The sequence below is a fragment of the Verrucosispora sp. WMMD573 genome, from assembly GCF_027497175.1.
In the GTDB taxonomy this organism is placed as follows: Bacteria; Actinomycetota; Actinomycetes; order Mycobacteriales; family Micromonosporaceae; genus Micromonospora.
In genome coordinates this window covers 5859039-5877025 of the sequence record NZ_CP114901.1, presented here as the reverse complement: position 1 = coordinate 5877025, position 17987 = coordinate 5859039, and the positions used below count along the sequence as shown (strand labels likewise).

The following is a 17987-nucleotide window of genomic DNA, read 5'->3' as shown; positions in this document are numbered from 1 at the left end:
ACCAGGACCGGGTACGCCGCCGAATCGTCTACGTTGACCTGGGTCTCGTCCACGTATTGGTCAACCTTCGCTCGGCCGGATCGCCTCCCCTGTGCACCGTCCGGACAGTAATTGCCGCCTATGCGATGGCCTGCTCATGCATTCGCCTGAGGTGTATATGGCAATAGCAAGCATCAAAGCGTCGAAATGGGCGTAGTTCGGCGGTGTAGTCGGCTCGATGCTACGCTCCGTCCTATTTTGCCTACTTTAGGTTACCAAAATATCCCGGCGGATCGGGCTAAACGGCGCGCTGCCGGCGGCTTGTGATCCACGCCGGGACACCCGGCACCGGGTGGTCGGCGAGGTTGTTCGCCGGCCGTGATTCGGCGTCGACCGGCGGCCGACGCTAGTATCCACTCTGCGTGCCATTGTGGGTGGGGCGGCGAGCATCGAGTGCGGTCATTGGTGACCGACCTGAGGATTCAGCACGTGACATCCGATGAGCAAAGCCAAGAGCGATGCTGCCATGCTGGGGGGAAATTCAGAATGCCGTGGCATCTGACAATCAGCGTTAACAGGGATGTCGACGAGCCGCTCAGTCGGCAGATCCAGAGTGCCATCAAGGAGAAGATTAGAAATGGCATTCTTCTGCCCGGCGTGCCGCTGCCGTCAAGCCGCCTGTTGGCTCGTGACATCGGAGTGTCGCGCAGCGTGGTGGTCGAGGCGTACGAGCAGATGAGCGCCGAGGGATACCTGGAAGCCGTCCAGGGCTCGGGTACCCGCGTGGCCACCCGGCCGATCGTCGGCGTGGACCGGGGACCCAGTCTCGACGAGCCGTCGGCACCGGCCGTGCGCTGGGACCTTCGGGTCGGTGCGACGGACGTGACGAACTTTCCACTCCAGGAATGGCTGTCGTGCTACCAACGGGCGACGCAGAGCCTGGGGGCCAACGACTTGAGCTACCCGCCGATAACCGGCATCCCGGCGCTGCGCACGGAGTTGGCGAGCTACCTGGGCCGGGTGCGGGGCGTACGGGTGGAACCCGCCCACACCATGGTCACGATGGGCTTCGCCCACGGCCTCGGACTGATCTGCCGGACCCTTCCGACCGTGGGCATCGACCGGATCGGTGTGGAGAATCCCGGTAGCGGCAAGCAGTTCCAGTTCATCCGTAGCACCGGCATGCGCGCGGTGCCCGTGCCTGTGGATGCCGACGGCGTGGACCTCGGCGCCCTGGCGCGTAGTGGTGTCCGCGCTGTCCTGATCACCGCGGCGCACCAGTTTCCCACCGGGGCGACGATGCCGCTCGAACGTCGGCAGGCGTTGCTGCGGTGGGCCCGCGACGTCGACGGGATCATCATCGAGGACGACTACGACACGGAGTTCTGGTTCGACCAGCGGGAGCGACCACCGGCGATCCAGGGCAGCGACCCGGAGCGGGTCGTCTACGGCGGAAGCCTGAGCAAGGTACTCGCGCCCGGGCTGCGCCTCGGGTGGCTCGCCGTGCCGGAATGGCTGTTCGGCGCGGTCGAACGGGCACGGGCCGCATCGGACCAGGGCTCCGACAGCATCACCCAACTGGCGGTGTCGGAGTTCCTCCGGGCGGGCCTGCTCGACCGGCACCTACGGCGGCTGCGGCCGAGGTACCGGTCCAGGTTGGAGACAGTCGTCCAGGCGGTACGGCGACATCTACCCGGAGCGAGCATCAGGGGGGCGTCCGCCGGCCGTCATGTCTACGTCGAGCTGCCCCACCACGTGGACGAGGCGGCTGTCGTGGACGGAGCCCTGCGCCGGTCGGTTCTCCTGCGCGGGGGAGGGCACTTTCGGCTCGCCGAGACGCCCTGCCTGACCACCCGTCCAGCGCTGGTCATCGGCTACTCGGCGGTGCGGCCCAGTGACATCAACGAGGCGCTCGCCCGCGTCGGTGAGTCCTACGCCCAGTGCGCCGATCCCCGGCCTAACCGGAATGGGGCGAGCCTGACCCGTTCGATCGGGCAGCGGTTACGAATTCCGCGATCAGCCGCGGTTCCTTGACCCCCCGGCGCACCTCCACTCCGCTGGAGACGTCGACCCCCCACGGCGACAGTGCCGCGACGGCGGCCGTGACGTTGCCGGGGCTGAGGCCACCGGCCAGCATCCAGCGCCCGGCCACCGGGTTCGTCTTCAGGTAGGACCAGTTCCACTGGTTGCCGGAACCCGGCTGGGGAGAGTCGATGATCAACAGATCTTCGCCGTACGAGCCGGGTTGCAGGTTCTGACCCTCCGCCACCGACGTCGCCCTGATCAGCGCGACGTCCAGGTCGCGCAGCGCCTCGTAGTGATCGCGGGGCTCGCCACCGTGCAGTTGCACAGCCCGAAGACCGGCAGTGGTCACACACTCGCGGATGACGTCGACCGGCTCACCCCGGAACACCCCGACGGTCAGCACCTGGGGCGGCACCTCGGCGGCCAGGCGACAGGCCTCCGCCGGGGTCACGCGACGAACGCTCTCGGTCAGCATGAAGCCCACTGCGTCCACCCCGGCTCGTACGGCGGCGGCGACATCTGTCGAGGTCCGTAGGCCGCAGACTTTGATGAACACGCATGTTCTCCCTTCGGCATCTCATATCCTGCACCGGTGCCCCGGGCGCGACGGGAGCGCGTGCCGGGCGGGCCGCGACCCCGATCGCTACATCGGGTCGCCCGAGCGCTTGAGGTCGGTGGACATCTCGGCCTCGGGGCCCTCCGGTGCCTCGGCGATCCGTCCGGCCGGGGTGAACGCGAACACCACGGCCCCGACCATCAGGCCGATGCCGGCGATCAGCAGGGCGCCTCGGGCGCTCAGGACGTTCGCCAGGACTCCGGCGAGCAGGCCACCCAGCGGGATGACCGCCCAGGCGACGAAGCGGTAGGTGCCGCTGACCCGCCCGAGGAGACGATTGGGGATGATCGCCTGGCGTAGCGCCACCGAATGGATGTTGAAGATGGTGATGCCCACGCCGCTGATCACGTACCCCGCGCCGAGCAGCAGCAACTGCACCATCGGCGAGCCGGTGGCCAGCGGCAACGCCAGGAGACCCAGTGCCGAGGTCAGCACGCCAACGACCATCGCGGGACCGATCCCGAGGCGTCGCGCCAGCCCTCCCGCGACCAGCGAGCCACCGAAGGCGCCGACGCTTGCCGAGGCGATGATGAACCCGAGCAGCGCTGGCGACAGCTCCAGGTCCTTGAGGCCGTACAGGGGAAACAGCACGAGTACGACGTCATGGAACAGGTTGAACCAGGCGGCCTGGAGGAGGACGGCCCGGAGAATGCGATGACCGAGGGTTGCCCGCAACCCCTCGCCGATCTCACTCCACACCCCTCTGAAGCCTCGCGAGGTGGTGACGCGACGTGGTTCCCGGGTCTTGATGGCCAGTAAGGACGCGGCGGAGATCAGATACGTCAGGCAGTCGACGATGATCGCGCCGGGAGCGGTGAACACCTGGATGAGCACCCCGCTGAAGCCCTTGCCGCCGGTCTCGGCGATGGACCGGGTGGACTGCAGCTTCGAGTTCGCCTCCACGAGCTGGGCCCGCGACACGAGCACCGGCACGTACGCCTGGTAGGCGACGTCGAACTGCGAGGTCAGAACACCGATCAGGAAGGCTACGACGTAGAGAGCCGTCATGGACAGCTGATCGGTCAGGGCGAGCAGCGGCACCACCGCCAGGATCAACGCCCGGCCGATGTTGGCACCGATGAGCAGGCCACGCCGCCGGTAACGGTCGGCCAGCACCCCGGCGAACAACGTGACGAGGGTGAAGGGCAGGTACTCGGCGACGTTGAGCAGGCCCAGGCTGGTCGGTCCGGCGTCCAGGAGCAGAATCGCGGTCAGCGGCAGCGCCAACTCGGTCACTCGGGAACCGAGCATCGCGATGGTCTGTGCTCCCCAGAGCCGGAGGAAGTCGGGGTGGCGCCACAGCGATGCCGCCACCTCCGGCGGCCGATCGGGCGACGGGGGGTCAGACAGCAGCGAGTCGGCTCCGCGGTCCTGGCTCACCCGTGCGTTCCGGTGGCGTCACGCTCGTCCTGCGCCGGTGACCAGGACAGCTCGTACAGCTCGGCGGCGCGGGAGATCGCCTGCTTCACCCGTGCGGCGGTGGGCGCACGGAACCGGAACGTCCCGGCCGTGTGGCGGGCACCGCCCGTGCCATTCAGGACCGCGCCAGGCGGCGGCAGGGTCTCGTCGTACAGGTCGTCCACCCGGCCGCGCAGGGAACCGACCGCGTGGACGACCGCAGGGCGTACCGGTGGCTCCGGCATCATCAGGTAGCCGGCCACGGTTCCGAGGTCCATCGCCGGCAGTTCCAGCTTCTCCCCGATCTGCAACCTGACCGAGGCGTCGATCAGGTTGACGCCGTACACGTCGCGCCAGACGAACCGCACCTGGCCACCGCCGGCCCGGGCGCCGATCTCCAGGAAGACCATGTCGGCGTGCTCGTCGTCGCCGACCGGCGTGTCGGTGCGGAAGAACTCCAGGTGGAACACGTCGTCGGTGAGGCCCAACGCGGCCAGCACCCGCTCGGTGTAGGAGACCACCCGCCGCTCGAACTCGGCATCGTCGTTGGCGACCGAGCCGAACGGAGTGCCCTGGGCGAAGTCGAGACATCCGGCCAGGCACTGCCAGCTCCGGACGACCAGCAGCCGACCGTTCTGGACCACCCCGTCCACCTGGTAGAGCCCGCCCTCGACGAACTCCTCGCCCTCGTAGTCGGTGAACGACTCGTCGGCCAGCAGCCTGTCCAGCTCGGCCTCCGTACGGCAGACGAAGACTCCTTGACTGTCGGCACCCGCCCGGGGCTTGAGCACTATCGGCAGGCCCACCCGCCGGACCAGCTCCCGTACCTGCTCGACCGAGTTCGCCGGACCGTACGCCGGCACCCGCAGCCCGGCCTGCTCGATGTGCCGCTTCATGACCAGCTTGTCGCGGACCTTCAGTACCTCCGCCGAGTTCTTGCCGGGCACATCGAGGATGGCCCGCAACTCCGCCGCTGTCTCCAGGTCGAACTCGGACAGCGCGATGATGTGGTCGAACTGTCCGTACCGGGTGGACAACTCCTTGGCGTGGGTGGTGACCGCCGCCACGTCACCGAGATCGGGCAGCGTGACGATCGCCTCGGCGAGCTGCTCGTCAAGCGGCTCCCGGCCAGCCGGCGTGGTCAGGTACGCCACCCGGTTGCTCAGGTGGTCGACGTATCGGTGGTACTCGCCGAACTCGTTGCTCCATCGGTTGAGGATGAGAATGTGACTGGACACGGTCAACTCCTGAACGAGGCGGTGGATGAGAAGATCATGAAAAGACGACAGCCGCGTCTACCGCGTCGAGCAGCGCGGTCGTCTCCTGATAGGTCGCGCCGGTGGCCACGACGTAGCCGAGCCGGCCCGACGAACTCCCTGGGTCCGGCACCTCGGCACCCGGCGAATGCAGCAGCGAGATCTCCTTGATCCGAGGATCGTCGGCCACCCGGCGGCCGACCGTCATCGTCGTGAAGCGGCGGATCTCCGGCCGCAGGAAGTAGCGGATGCCCGCGGTCTGTCGACGGACGCCGTGCGCCAGCGCGCCGATCGGCTCACCCAGGTAGGCCCGCACCGTGATCGCGTGCATGTCGATGTCCTGGGCAAGCGACAGCAGAACCGGGATGTGATCGCCCGGCAACCTGGCCGCGAGTTCCATCAGCAGGGGTCCCCGGTCGGCCAGCCGGACCTCGGCGTGGAACGGACCCAGCCCGAGACCGAGCGCGGCGACGACCCGTCGGACATAGGCGGCCACCTCGGCTGCGAGGTCGGTCGGCAGGTCGGCCGGCAGGACGTGGCCCGCCTCCACGAACCAGGGCTCCGCCCCGAGCACCTTCTCGGTGATGCACAGGACGTGTGTCACGCCGTCGTGGACGTAACCCTCGACGCTGAACTCCGGCCCCCGCACGTACTCCTCGACCAGGGCGACGGGCAACGTCTGCCGGTCCAGATAGGTGGCGGCCGGGCTGCGGATACTGTCGATCGCGTCCAGCGCCTCGTCCAGCGTGTCCGCCCGACGGACCAACAGGCTGCCGGACTGGTTGACCGGCTTGACCACGCAGGGCAGGCCGACCTTCGTGACCGCGGCCTCGACCTCGTTCGGCTCGGTGACCAGCACGGCGGCGGGCTGGTCCACGGCCGCGTCGGTGACCGCCTGGCGCATCAGGTGCTTGTAGTGCAGCTTCATCGCCGCGTCGGGGTCGATCCCCGGCAGGCCCAGGTTGGCCGCCGCCCGGGCGGCGACCGGAACGTAGTGTTCGAACCCGGGTAGCACGGCACTCAGTGGCGTGGCCCGGTGCAACGTCTCCAGCAGGTCGAGCACGGCGGCGTCGTCGTTCGTGTCGACGATCTTCACCTCGCTCGCGGCGGCCAACCGCTCGCGGGGGACGGTCCGCTCGCCCCGGTCAGCGGTCAGCACCACCGGATCGTGGCCGAGTTCCCGGGCGCGGTCGATGAGCAGGCAGCCGGACGATCTGGGCTCGATGATGATCAGCCTTGCCATGTCGCGAACTCCGTCAGCTGGGGAAGCGTCACGTGAGGCGGAATGGTCACGGCGGTACTCCGAGCCCGGTCCAGCAGCTCGATGCTGCGTACGTGCATGCCGAGATCGCCACGGGGTGGCGGGCCGGCACCCCGCCGTGAGTCGTAGGCGGCCCGCACGAACTGGGACAGCGGCAGATCCCGGACGATCTGGCGATCGCCACGACCACGGATGCGTACCTGCCCGTAGTCGTCCTCGGAGCTCAGCGGATAGTCGGCCACGATCTGGCCGTGCGTGCCGGTCACGACCAGCCGGCGACGTCGGATCGGTGCGGTGAGATCGGACAGCAGGGTGCTGGTGACGGCCGATCCGTGCGTCAGCGTTACCGCCGCGCCACCCATGACGTGCCCGTACTGGTCGCAGGACGACATCGGCCACCGGACGGCCGACTCGACGGTGGCGTCCGCTCCGGCCAGATGCAACGCGAGCAGCATCTGGTGCGGCAACTCCACGTCGAAAGGCGTCGTGTGCGCGTCGGTCGCCTCCAGGTTCCGCCGAAACCGGGGCTTGCTCTGCTCCATGTGCAGAGTCGTCACCCGGCCGACCTCACCGGCGGCGACCGCGCGCTCCACCACAGTGGTCGTGGCGCTCTCCAGCCAGACGCTCACCGGCATGATGGCGATCTCGCTCGACAGGTCGCCGATCCGGCGTGCCTCCGCCACGGTCGTGGCTATCGGCTTCTCCAGGATCACCTGCCGGGCACCGAGCGCGACGAGCTGCTCCACCCCGGCCAGGTGCGCGGCAGGGGGAGTGGTCAGGTGGAAGACCGCCCGACGCATCGGTACGGACATCGCGTGCAGGGCCCGCGCTGCTTCGTCAAGTGTCGCCACCCGCCGGATCCCCGGCTGCGCCGGCACCGGACGTGGGTCCACGACGATCACGCAGTCGTCCGGGTCGAGCAACGGACGTAGCGCGCGATGGTGCAGGTCACGACCGGCTCGTCCGTAGCCGACGATGACCGGCTGAAGGTCGCCTTGCATGAGGTGTCTCCCTAGGCCGCACCCGTGGGCACGAAACGGAATCGAAAAGAGCCACAGCCTGCGACGACTGCGTGCCGCTAGCCGGATCGGCTCGACGACGGGGACACCGACGCGCTGATCCCGAGGGCCGGTTCGGACGGTTGTGGCTCGTCGACCAGATCCACGGTGAGCGTGCTGCGGGCCAGCTCCATCGCCGCGGTCAGCTCGTCCAGGTCGGGAGCCTGGAACAGGACGTGCCCCACCCGCTGCGCCGAGGAGGAGTACGCAGCGATCGTCTCGCCGGCCCGCACCTTGAGCTTGACGTCGGCCACCCACGGCTGGGCGTGCAGGGCGTCCAGGCCGTTGACGCGCGCCACCCGACCGGCCGGGAACTGCGGGAACCAACTGGCGCCGTGCGCTCCCGGCGTCGCCGCCGAAGGCAGGGCGACCGGCAGATCCAGAGCCATGGCGACCAGCGCGGCGTACGGATCGAACCGGTGGGTGAGCGCGATGACATCCATGATGTAGTCGCCGGGCGTGCGGACCGCGACCTCGACGATCGCCGGGCCGTCCGCGGTCATCCGGAACTCCAGATGCACGATGCCGGTCTGCACCCGCATGGCCGCCACGACGCCACGACCCAGGCTGTCGATGGTGAACATGTCCGCACCGGACATCCGTGGGCCACCGACGTGTGCCAGCTCGACGAAGTCCGGTGGGCCTGTCGTCTCCTTCGCGGTGACGTTCTCGAAGATCACCTCGCCGCTCCGGATCAGCGCCTCCCAGCTGTACTCCGTGCCCACGAGGAACTCCTCCAGCAGCACCTTCTCCTGAGGCAACCGGGACTGGAGCACGGCGACGAGCGTGGGCTCGTCCAGCACCTGGACCACGCCGGCGCTCCCGCTACTGTGCAGCGGCTTGGCGATCACGGGATAGCGGTTCCGCGCCCAGCTGAGACCCGATTCGACATCCGGCACGATCAGGTACTTCGGTTGGCACAGCCCCGCGGTCGCGAAGCAGCCACGTTGCAGGGCCTTGTTCCGCGAGATGACGGCGGCGTGCAGCGACGGGCCGGGCACGTCGAGGGCGTCCTGCACCAGAGCGGCGGCGATGACCTGCGGTTCGGCGAACCCCAGCACGCCGTCCGGTTCACACGAATAGGCGGCGGCGGTGGCCGCTGCCGCCCAGTCCTCCTCGGCGGTGCCCTCGGTGAGAATGAAGCGGTCCGCCTGCGGCGCGAGCCGGTCGCGGTGCAGAGCCGACTCGACCACTGTGACGCGTACCCCGAGGCGCTCGGCGGCTGTCAGGTAGGGGGTGCCCATGTAGCCGGCACCGATCAGCAACAGTTCCTTCACCGAAGCCCCTCCCGAGCCTGCACCGCCGCATGGTGATCCGACACTCCGGCGAGCGTGGACGAGCGGGGCTCACCTTCAGTCGGTGAGCACAGTCTTCGGCCAGGAGGGGGTGAGAGCCAGACCAGCTAGGTGACAGTCGCTGGTACCAGTTCGGCGCACCCGGCGTCGACAAGCGACGATCAGCCGGCGGTGGCGGCACGCGACGGCCCGGGCCCTCGGCGGGCCCGGACAGGTCAGGCGCTCGTGCCCGTCAGCGCAAGCTGCGGAAGCGGGCCGGCAGGTCGGCCGCCGCGGCCCGGTCCAGCAGCCAGAGAGTACGCCCGGTGCCCTGCACCCCGGCCGCCGGCACCTGCATCGGGCCGGCGCCGGCCAGTGCCATGCCGACCGCGTGGGCCTTGTCGCCGCCACCGGCCACCAGCCACACCTCCTCGGCGGTGTTGATCGCCGGGAGGGTGAGGGTGATGCGTACCGGCGGCGGCTTCGGGCTGCCCCGCACCGCGCTGACCGGTCGGCTGTCGTAGTGCACCGGGTGCTCCGGGAAGACCGAGGCGACGTGCCCGTCCTCGCCGACGCCGAGCATCAGGACGTCGAAGTGGGGCAGCACGGCGGTGCCGGGCCGGGCCGACCGGGCGAGTTCGGCCGCGTACCGGGCGGCGGCTTCCTCCGGGTCGGCACCGCCGTCCGAGGCCGGCATGGCGTGGATCCGGGCCGGGTCCACCGGCAGCGCGTCGAGCAGCGCCGCGCGGGCCTGGGTCTCGTTGCGTTCCGGGTCGCCGGCGGGCAGGAACCGCTCGTCGCCCCACCAGAAGTCGACCCGGGACCAGTCGACCGCGTCCCGGGCGGGCAGTGCGCCCACCGCCCGGTAGACCGCCGCGGCGATCCGACCGCCGGTGAGCACCACCGACGCCTGGCCGCGTTCGGCCTGGGCGTCGAGCAGTCGCACCACCAGTCGGGCCGCGACCGCCTGCGCCAGCAGGTCGGCGTCGGCGTGGACGGCGACACTCGCCTCACTCATGGTGTCCTTCCGCGACCGCCGGGCGGTCGGTGTCGTGCCTACCGGAGGGGTGGGAGGGGTCAGGAGCCGGTGTTCGTCGTGGCGTGCGCGGTGACGCCGGCCTCGGCCCGCTGGGCGGTGGCCGGATCCTTCCACACGTGCACCCGCTGACTGGGCCGTCGGTCCAGGTTGCTGAGCCCGGCGAACGCGCCCAACGCCTCCGCGTACACCTGGTCGGTGCCGAGCCGGCGCAGCTCCTCGGCCAACTCGTCGCCGAGCGGCCGGCGCACCAGCGGCAGGATCCGATCCTCCTGGCCGGTCCGCCGGAACGTGGCCACGCTGTCCTCCCGGGTCAGCGTCAACTCGTCGCCGTTGGCGCAGCGCAACTGGACCTCCCGCATCCGGGGGAACTCCCGGGTCCGGTCCCAGCGTGGCTTGATGCCGAGCCGGCTGCGCAGCCAGCCCCGCATCAGCGCGGCCGTCGGGTCGGTGGGTGGCGCGACCAACGCCGCCTCGGTGAGCTGCGCGTCCGTGGTGTCGAACGCACCGGCCACCAGGGTGCGCCACGGCGTGATCCTGGTCCAGGCGAGGTCGGTGTCGCCGGAGACGTAGTCGCGGGCCCGCTGCCGCAGTGCCGCGATCGGGTCGGCGGCCTGCGCGGAGTCGGTGATGCGCCGGTCGGCGACCACACCGAGGAAGTCGGTGGCGATCTCCTCCGGCGGCTCACCGTGCCACCAGGTGACCACCGGTACGTCCGGCACCAGCAACGGCATCACCACGGACTCGGCGTGCAGCGCCAGCCGTCCGTACATCCGCATCACCACGGCCTCGCAGGGGCCCAGCCGCCCGCCGACCACGATCTCGGCGTCGAGCCGGTTGCGGTCCCGGTCCACGTCGGAGCGGACCACCACCAGCAGCCGGCACGGGTGCGCGGCGGCGGCGATGGTGGCCGCCGCCTCCGCCTCACGGACCCGCTTCTCGTCGACCACCACGATCAGCGTCAGCGCCATCCCGCTGGCCACCCCGCCGGCGCTGCGTCGTTCCGCGGCGAGCGCCTTGACCACCTCGTTGCCGGTGGTGTCCCACAGTCCGATCACCGCAGCCTCCTGCTTCGCTCGCCTCGCGTCGCCTCGCTCCGCTCACCGGCGGCGCGAGCCGCCGCGCTGCCGAGCCCGATGAATCGCTCGCTCACGCCCGCCGCCAGGCCCGGCCCTCGCGGGCCAGCATCTCGTCGGCGGCCCGGGGCCCCCACTCGCCGGACCGGTAGGGCTCGGGCCTGGTGCCCTCCCAGGCGTGCTCCAGCGGGTCCACCACGGCCCAGCTCTGCTCGACCTCGGCGGCGTCCGGGAACAGCGTCCGGTCGCCGATCAGCACATCCAACACCAGCCGCTCGTACGCCTCGGGGCTGGACTCGGTGAACGCCTCGCCGTACTGGAAGTCCATTGCGATGTCGCGGACCTCCATCGTGGTGCCGGGCACCTTCGAACCGAACTTGAGCACCACGCCCTCGTCCGGCTGGACCCGGATCACCAGCTGGTTGTTGCCGAGCATCTCCATGTCGGCCGGATTGAACGGCAGGTGCGGTGCCTGCTTGAACACCACCGCCACCTCGGTGACCCGCCGCGGCAGCCGCTTACCGGCCCGGATGTAGAACGGCACCTCCGCCCACCGGCGGTTCTGGATGCCCAGCCGCACCGCCACGTACGTTTCGGTGGTCGACGTCGACGGGACGCCGTCCTCCTCCAGATAGCCTCTGGCCCGCTGCCCGCCGACCCAGCCGGGCAGGTACTGACCGCGCACCGTGCCCTGGGTGACATCCTTGGGCAGCGTGATGGCCTTGAGTACCTTCAGCTTCTCGGCCCGGATCTCGTCGGCGTCGAAGCTGGTCGGCTCCTCCATCGCCACCAGGGCGAGCAGTTGCAGCAGGTGGTTCTGCAACACGTCGCGGGCGGTGCCGACCGAGTCGTAGAACCCCGCCCGGCTGCCGATGCCCACGTCCTCGGCCATGGTGATCTGCACCGAGTCGACGTACTGCGAGTTCCACAGCGGCTCGAAGAGGCTGTTGGCGAAGCGCAGGGCGAGGATGTTCTGGACCGTCTCCTTGCCCAGGTAGTGGTCGATGCGGAAGACGTCCTGCCGGGTGAAGACGTCGTCGACCAGGTCGTTGAGCGCCTTGGCCGAGGGCAGGTCGTGGCCGAACGGCTTCTCCACCACCACCCGGCGCCAGCCGCCGCACTTCTCGTTGTCGGCCATGCCGGTGCGGGCCAGTTGCTTGAGGACCACCGGGAACGCCGTCGGTGGGATGGAGAAGTAGAAGGCCACGTTGCCGTGGATGCCGTGGCTGTCGCGCAGACCTTCCAGGCAGCGGGCGAGGTTGTCGAAGGCGGTGTCGTCGTCGAACGACCCGCCGACGAACTTGATGTTGTGTTCGAGTCGTGACCACACCTCCTCCCGCCACGGTGTCCGGGCGTGGGCCATTGCCGCCTCGCGAGCCAGCGAGGCGAAATCGCCGTCGCCCCAGTCCCGCCGGGCGAACCCGACGACCACGAAGCCGGGCGGCAACAGCCCCCGGTTGGCCAGGTCGTAGACCGCAGGTAGCAGTTTCTTCTGAGCCAGGTCACCGGTCACCCCGAAGATCACCAGAGCACACGGCTCCGGAATCCGGGGCAAGCGCCGATCCTGCGGGTCGCGCAGCGGGTTCACGCCGCCTCCTCGCTCCGCTCGTCCACGTCGTCCATCGTCATGCCCGGAGCGACCCATCGCGCCGAGGTCCGCCGGCCGATCGGTCGGCTGCCGGTGCGGCAGCGGACGTTACCGAGCGGCCAGGGGCACCGGCTGCCGCCGGCGACTCCCCGACAGGAGTACGGGGTTCCGGGCACCGGTAGATCAACGTCGACCGTACCGGTTGTCTGAAAAAGCTACCCACCTGCGAACCGTTCTCGTTGCACCACCGGCCCACGCCGCCACCCGGTGCAGGTGGCGGCGTGGGTCCTGCCGGCCGGCACCGTCACGCGTTTCCTCCGGCACGCGCGGCGGCGTCGGCGTTGCCCCGGGCGGCGTCGCCGGGACTGCTGCTGCCCCGGCCGGCGGCGGCCAGCGACTTGCGGACGCCGTCGAGCAGTTCCTGCCAGCTGGCCTCGAACTTCTCCACGCCCTCCCGTTCCAGGGTGGCGATCACGTCGGCCAGGTCCACGCCCACCGACTTCAGGGCGGCGAAGACGCCCCGGGCGTCGTCGTACGCGCCGGTGACGGTGTCCGGGTGGGTCTCGCCGTGCTCGGCGTAGGCGTGGATGACCGGCTCCGGCATGGTGTTGACCGTGCCGGGCGCGATCAGCTCCTCGACGTAGATGACGTCCCGGTAGTCCGGGTTCTTTGTCGAGGTGGAGGCCCACAGCGGGCGCTGCGGGTGGGCACCGGCGTCAGCCAGCGCCCGCCACCTGTCGGTGGAGAAGACCTCGCTGTAGCGTTCGTACGCCAGCCGCGCGTTGGCCACCGCGGCTTTGCCCCGCAGCGCCTTGGCCTGCTCCGAGCCGATCTTCTCCAGCCGCTTGTCCACCTCGCTGTCCACCCGGGAGACGAAGAACGAGGCCACCGAGCCGATGGTGCTCAGGTCGTGGCCGTTCGCCTTCGCCTGCTCCAGCCCGGCCAGGAACGCCTCCATCACCTGCGAGTAGCGGTCAAGGCCGAAGATGAGGGTGACGTTGACGCTGATCCCCTCGGCCAGGGCCGCGGTGATCGCCGGCAGCCCGGCCTCGGTCGCCGGGATCTTGATGAACAGGTTCGGCCGGTCCACCAGCCACCACAGGGCCTTCGCCTCGGCGATGGTCTTGGCCGAATCGTGTGCCGAACGCGGGTCCACCTCGATCGAGACCCGGCCGTCGACGCCGTCGCTGGCGTCGTACGCCGGGCGCATCACGTCACAGGCCCACCGCACGTCGTACGTGGTGAGCATCCGGACGGCCTCTTCCACGTCCACGTCGCGGGTGGCCAGGTCGCGCAGCTGCCAGTCGTAGGTGTCGGCGTCGCTCAGCGCCTTGGCGAAGATGGTCGGGTTGGTGGTGACCCCGACCACGTGCTTGTCCCGGCGCAGCTGGTCGAGCCCGCCGGAGTTCAGTCGTACCCGGGATAGATCGTCGAGCCAGACCGCCACTCCCGCGGCGGTCAGCTCGCCCAGCCTGTCGGTCGTCATGTGCGCCAACGCTCCCCTCAGTTGCCGGTCGTGAAACCGGTGATGTCGCCGACCCGGGTCTGCGCCGCGTGCGCGGCGGCGACGATCCGGTCCGGCGTGAAGCCGAACTGCTCGAAGAGCACGGAGTGCGGGGCACTCGCGCCGTAGTGCTCCAGGCTTACGCTCTCGCCGCAGTCGCCGACGACGCCGCGCCAGGACATCGCGATGCCCGCCTCCACGCTCACCCGGGCCCTTACCCCGCGCGGCAGCACCGACTCGCGGTACGCCTCGTCCTGCTCGAAGAACCACTCCTGGCAGGGCATCGACACGACCCGGGTGGGAGTGCCGTCGGCCTCCAACCGCTCCCTGGCGGTGAGGCAGAGCTGCACCTCGGAGCCGGTACCGACGATGATCACCTCGGGCTTGCCGTTGGACGCCTCGGCCAGCACGTAGCCGCCCTTGGCGACCCCCTCCGCGCTGGCCAGCTGCGCGCGGTCCAGCGTCGGCAGCGGCTGCCGGCTCAGCGCCAACGCGGTCGGCCGGTCGGTGTGCTCCAGGGCCTGCCGCCAGGCCCAGGCGGTCTCGTTGGCGTCGGCCGGGCGGACCACGTCCAGGCCGGGAATGGCCCGCAGCGCGGTCAGGTGCTCCACCGGCTGGTGGGTCGGGCCGTCCTCACCGAGTCCGATGGAGTCGTGCGTCCAGACGTAGACCACCGGCAGCTTCATCAACGCGGCCAACCGGACGGACGGCCGCATGTAGTCGCTGAAGACCAGGAAGGTGCCGCCGTACGGGCGGGTGCCGCCGTGCAGGGCGATGCCGTTGAGGATCGCGCCCATGGCGTGCTCGCGGATGCCGAAGTGCAGCGTGCGGCCGTACTCGTGGCCGGGGAACTCCTTGGTGGCGTACTGGCTGGGCACGAAGGAGGGCTCGCCCTTCATCGTGGTGTTGTTGCTCTCGGCCAGGTCGGCCGAGCCGCCCCACAGCTCGGGCAGCACCGGCGCGAGCGCGGCCAGCACCTTGCCGGAGGCGGCCCGGGTGGCGACACCCTTGGCGTCGGCGGGGAACTCCGGCAGGGCGTCCGTCCAGCCCTCGGGCAGCGTCCGGCCGGCCAGCCGGTCGTAGAGGGCGCGGCGTTCGGGGTTGGCCTTCGACCACGAGTCGAAGGTGGTCGTCCACTCCTGCTGCGCGGCCTCGCCGCGCCGCAGCGCCGACCGGGTGTGCCCGAGCACCTCCTCGGTGACCTCGAACGTGCCGGCCGGATCGAAGCCGAGGATCTCCTTGGTGGCGGCCACCTCGTCGCCGCCGAGCGCCGAGCCGTGGATCTTGCCGGTGTTCTGCTTGTTCGGTGCCGGCCAGCCGATGATGGTGCGCAACGCGATGAACGACGGGCGACCCGTCTCCACCTTGGCGGCCAGCAGCGCCTGGTACAGCTCGTCGACGTTCTCGTGGTAGTCGCCCTGCTCGGCGTCGCCGCGCCGCCAGTCGACCGTCTGCACGTGCCAGCCGTACGCGGCGTAACGGGCCGCGACGTCCTCGCTCAGCGCGATGCGGGTGTCGTCCTCGATCGAGATCTCGTTGTCGTCGTAGATCACGCAGAGGTTGCCCAGTTGCTGGTGCCCGGCCAGGGCGCTGGCCTCGTGGCTGATGCCCTCCTCGATGTCGCCGTCGGAGGCGATGCACCAGATGTGGTGGTCGAAGGCGGACTCACCGGCCTCGGCCTCCGGGTCGAACAGGCCGCGTTCGCGTCGTGCCGCCATCGCCATGCCGACGGCGTTGCCCAGGCCCTGCCCGAGCGGGCCGGTGGTGGTCTCCACACCGGGGGTGTGCCCGTGCTCGGGGTGCCCCGGGGTGAGCGAACCCCACTGCCGCAGCGACTTGAGGTCGTCCAGGCTGAGCGGGTAGCCGGCGAGGAAGAGCTGGATGTACAGCGTGAGGCTGGAGTGCCCGGCGGAGAGCACGAAGCGGTCCCGGCCGGGCCAGTTCGGATCGGCGGGGTTGTGCCGCATCACCCGGTTGAACAGCAGGTACGCCGCGGGGGCGAGGCTCATCGCGGTGCCCGGGTGGCCGTTGCCGGATTTCTCCACGGCATCCATGGCCAGTACGCGGACGGTGTCCACGGCACGGCGGTCGAGATCGGACCAGTCAAGTGCGGGGTGCGCGGGTCGGTTGGCAGCCACGGTGGTTTGTGCTCCTCGGCGAGATGGGCGGAACCCTCACTGGTGACCCTATCGAGCGCGGCTAAACGTGCGCCCGAGGATCTCAGCATGCTGATCTGTACGTTTCGGGTGCGCTTCCCGGTTCACCCTCGTCACCGGCCCGCCCGCCAGCCTCCGGTGTGACGACTGGCACCGTTACCGGGTCGCCCGGGCAGCCAAAACGACGACGCGTAGTGTGTGGGTCGGTGTGTGGACCCGAGTCGGTCCCGCCGCCGTGACCTCCCCTCCCGACGCCGGAAGGTGGCAATCCGTGAGCATGATCACCGAGCGCCCCGTCAGTAACCCTGCCGGGCAGCCGCCGGTGCGTACGGCCGGGGAGACCCCAGCCCGCCCCCGCGACCTGCGGGCGGTGGTGGCGGCGTACGTGACGCTGACCAAGCCGCGGATCGTGGAGTTGCTGCTGGTCACCACGGTGCCCGCGATGATGCTCGCGCACGGCGGGTTGCCGTCGCTGTGGCTGGTCGCGGTGGTGCTGGTCGGCGGCTCGCTCGCGGCGGGCGCGGCCAGCGTGCTCAACTGCTACATCGACCGGGACATCGACCAGTTGATGCGGCGGACGAAGCGACGGCCGCTGCCGGCGCACACCGTGACGCCCCGTAACGCGCTGGTCTTCGGACTGGTGCTGGCGGTGGTCTCGGTCGCGTTGATGGCGGTCTTCACCAATCTGCTCGCCGCCGGGCTCACGCTGGCCGCGATCGTCTACTACGACGTCGTCTACACCCTGTGGCTCAAGCGTACGACCACGGCGAACACCTTCTGGGGCGGCGCCTGCGGCGCAGCGCCGGTGTTGATCGGCTGGGCGGCGGTGACCGGCTCGCTGTCGCCGGTGGCGTGGGCGCTGTTCGGGGTGGTCTTCTTCTGGCAGATGCCGCACTTCTACCCACTGGCCATGAAGTACAAGGACGACTACGCGAGGGCCGGCATCCCGATGCTCCCGGTGGTCGCCTCGGTCCGGCGGGTCAACGCCGAGATCGTGCTGTTCGCCTGGCTGACCGTGCTGACCTCGCTGGCCGTGTGGGCGTTGGGGCTGAGCGCGGTCTACGGCGTCCCGACGCTGGTGGTGGGCGCGATCTTCCTGGCCGAGGCGCACCGCCTCGCGGGGCGGGCCCGTCGGGGCGAGCCGGTCAGACCGATGCGGCTGTTCCACTGGTCGACCTCGTACCTGACCATCGTCTTCGCCGCCGCGGCCCTTGACGCCCTGCTCTGACGGCTGGCCGCGCCCGGATCTCCCACCCCCGGCGAAGGCCCGCTTGATGGCGTTTTGCGGCTCCGATTGACCCGTTTTGGGGCTGATAAATACGGGCGAAACGTCTTTGGTATTCCTTAAACCTGCGGGTAATGGGTATCACAAAAGGTTGATGGTTCTCGCCCGTCCGGGTGCATCTCTGCTTAGTCTTCACGTTATGGCAGATGGTTCCGATACGACGCTGACGACCGGTCAGACCGCCTCCGGGCAGGCGCCCAACGGCCTGATCGCGGGCATCCGGTCGTTCGCCGCCGAGCATGGCGGGGCGAAGGCGGTCATCGAGTACGTCGGCAAGCGCGGTGCCCGCATCGTCCTGGTGGGCTCCGACGGCGCGTGGGGCGACCAGTTCGCCGAGGACACGGTGACCGCCCGCGAGGCCTGTGCGCAGGCCGGGGTTGCCGTGGAGAACGCCTGGGAACGGGAACTGATGGACCAGATGCGCCCGAGCAACGACCTCTGGCGTTCGATGGCCCGACGCACGATGGCCCGTTGA

General features: G+C 70.0%; 14 protein-coding genes. 3 read left to right on the top strand and 11 right to left on the bottom strand.

Annotation, left to right across the window (positions count from 1 at the left end; translation table 11 throughout):
• The first annotated feature begins 525 nt into the window (after window positions 1-525).
• Window positions 526-2013, top strand: coding sequence for a PLP-dependent aminotransferase family protein (locus O7601_RS26600; protein WP_281563809.1), 1488 nt, complete (start codon window positions 526-528; stop codon window positions 2011-2013).
• Here O7601_RS26600 and O7601_RS26595 read toward each other — a convergent pair.
• The 11 genes from O7601_RS26595 to tkt form a co-directional block, all read right to left on the bottom strand.
• Complete coding sequence (locus tag O7601_RS26595; protein WP_281563808.1) at window positions 1937-2560, bottom strand: phosphoribosylanthranilate isomerase; 624 nt, start codon at window positions 2558-2560, stop codon at window positions 1937-1939. The genes O7601_RS26600 and O7601_RS26595 overlap by 77 nt on opposite strands.
• 87 nt (window positions 2561-2647) lie before the next feature.
• Window positions 2648-4000, bottom strand: a complete 1353-nt coding sequence (locus O7601_RS26590; protein WP_281563807.1) for an MFS transporter — start codon at window positions 3998-4000, stop codon at window positions 2648-2650.
• Entirely contained in the window at window positions 3997-5256 is a 1260-nt protein-coding gene (locus O7601_RS26585) for an ATP-grasp domain-containing protein (protein WP_281563806.1), read from the bottom strand. Before O7601_RS26585 ends, O7601_RS26590 begins: the two co-directional genes overlap by 4 nt.
• A gap of 34 nt (window positions 5257-5290) precedes the next feature.
• A complete protein-coding gene (locus tag O7601_RS26580) occupies window positions 5291-6517 on the bottom strand; it encodes an ATP-grasp domain-containing protein (protein ID WP_281563805.1) in 1227 nt (408 codons plus the stop codon).
• Window positions 6505-7536, bottom strand: coding sequence for a Gfo/Idh/MocA family oxidoreductase (locus O7601_RS26575; RefSeq protein ID WP_281563804.1), 1032 nt, complete (start codon window positions 7534-7536; stop codon window positions 6505-6507). Before O7601_RS26575 ends, O7601_RS26580 begins: the two co-directional genes overlap by 13 nt.
• A 77-nt stretch (window positions 7537-7613) precedes the next feature.
• The gene (locus tag O7601_RS26570) at window positions 7614-8870 is read right to left on the bottom strand and encodes an ATP-grasp domain-containing protein (RefSeq protein WP_281563803.1); all 1257 of its coding nucleotides are present in this window, start codon (window positions 8868-8870) and stop codon (window positions 7614-7616) included.
• Between the two features lie 250 nt (window positions 8871-9120).
• Window positions 9121-9885: a 6-phosphogluconolactonase gene (pgl, locus tag O7601_RS26565; protein WP_281563802.1), complete on the bottom strand. Its 765-nt coding sequence runs from the start codon at window positions 9883-9885 to the stop codon at window positions 9121-9123.
• Window positions 9886-9944: 59 nt separating this feature from the next.
• Window positions 9945-10961, bottom strand: coding sequence for a glucose-6-phosphate dehydrogenase assembly protein OpcA (locus tag O7601_RS26560; protein WP_281563801.1), 1017 nt, complete (start codon window positions 10959-10961; stop codon window positions 9945-9947).
• A gap of 91 nt (window positions 10962-11052) precedes the next feature.
• Window positions 11053-12624, bottom strand: a complete 1572-nt coding sequence (gene zwf / locus O7601_RS26555) for a glucose-6-phosphate dehydrogenase (RefSeq protein WP_281563800.1) — start codon at window positions 12622-12624, stop codon at window positions 11053-11055.
• A 247-nt stretch (window positions 12625-12871) separates the two neighbouring features.
• Window positions 12872-14053 (bottom strand): transaldolase, encoded by a 1182-nt coding sequence (gene tal / locus O7601_RS26550; RefSeq protein ID WP_281563799.1) that lies wholly within the window; start codon window positions 14051-14053, stop codon window positions 12872-12874.
• Between the two features lie 17 nt (window positions 14054-14070).
• Window positions 14071-16209, bottom strand: coding sequence for a transketolase (gene tkt, locus O7601_RS26545; RefSeq protein ID WP_281563798.1), 2139 nt, complete (start codon window positions 16207-16209; stop codon window positions 14071-14073).
• A 289-nt stretch (window positions 16210-16498) separates the two neighbouring features.
• Here tkt and O7601_RS26540 point away from each other — a divergent pair, with 289 nt between their 5' ends.
• Together O7601_RS26540 and O7601_RS26535 are read left to right on the top strand one after the other, a co-directional pair.
• Entirely contained in the window at window positions 16499-17455 is a 957-nt protein-coding gene (locus tag O7601_RS26540; protein WP_281563797.1) for a heme o synthase, read from the top strand.
• A gap of 196 nt (window positions 17456-17651) precedes the next feature.
• On the top strand, window positions 17652-17987 hold the full coding sequence (locus tag O7601_RS26535; protein ID WP_281563796.1) for a hypothetical protein: 336 nt from the start codon (window positions 17652-17654) through the stop codon (window positions 17985-17987).

Coding starts and splice junctions, on each gene's coding strand:
- pgl (WP_281563802.1), bottom strand. CDS start 9,885: ATGAGTGAGGCGAGTGTCGCCGTCCACGCCGACGCCGACCTGCTGGCG.
- O7601_RS26575 (WP_281563804.1), bottom strand. CDS start 7,536: ATGCAAGGCGACCTTCAGCCGGTCATCGTCGGCTACGGACGAGCCGGT.
- O7601_RS26580 (WP_281563805.1), bottom strand. CDS start 6,517: ATGGCAAGGCTGATCATCATCGAGCCCAGATCGTCCGGCTGCCTGCTC.
- zwf (WP_281563800.1), bottom strand. CDS start 12,624: ATGGGTCGCTCCGGGCATGACGATGGACGACGTGGACGAGCGGAGCGA.
- O7601_RS26600 (WP_281563809.1), top strand. CDS start 526: ATGCCGTGGCATCTGACAATCAGCGTTAACAGGGATGTCGACGAGCCG.
- O7601_RS26535 (WP_281563796.1), top strand. CDS start 17,652: ATGGCAGATGGTTCCGATACGACGCTGACGACCGGTCAGACCGCCTCC.
- tal (WP_281563799.1), bottom strand. CDS start 14,053: ATGACGACCGACAGGCTGGGCGAGCTGACCGCCGCGGGAGTGGCGGTC.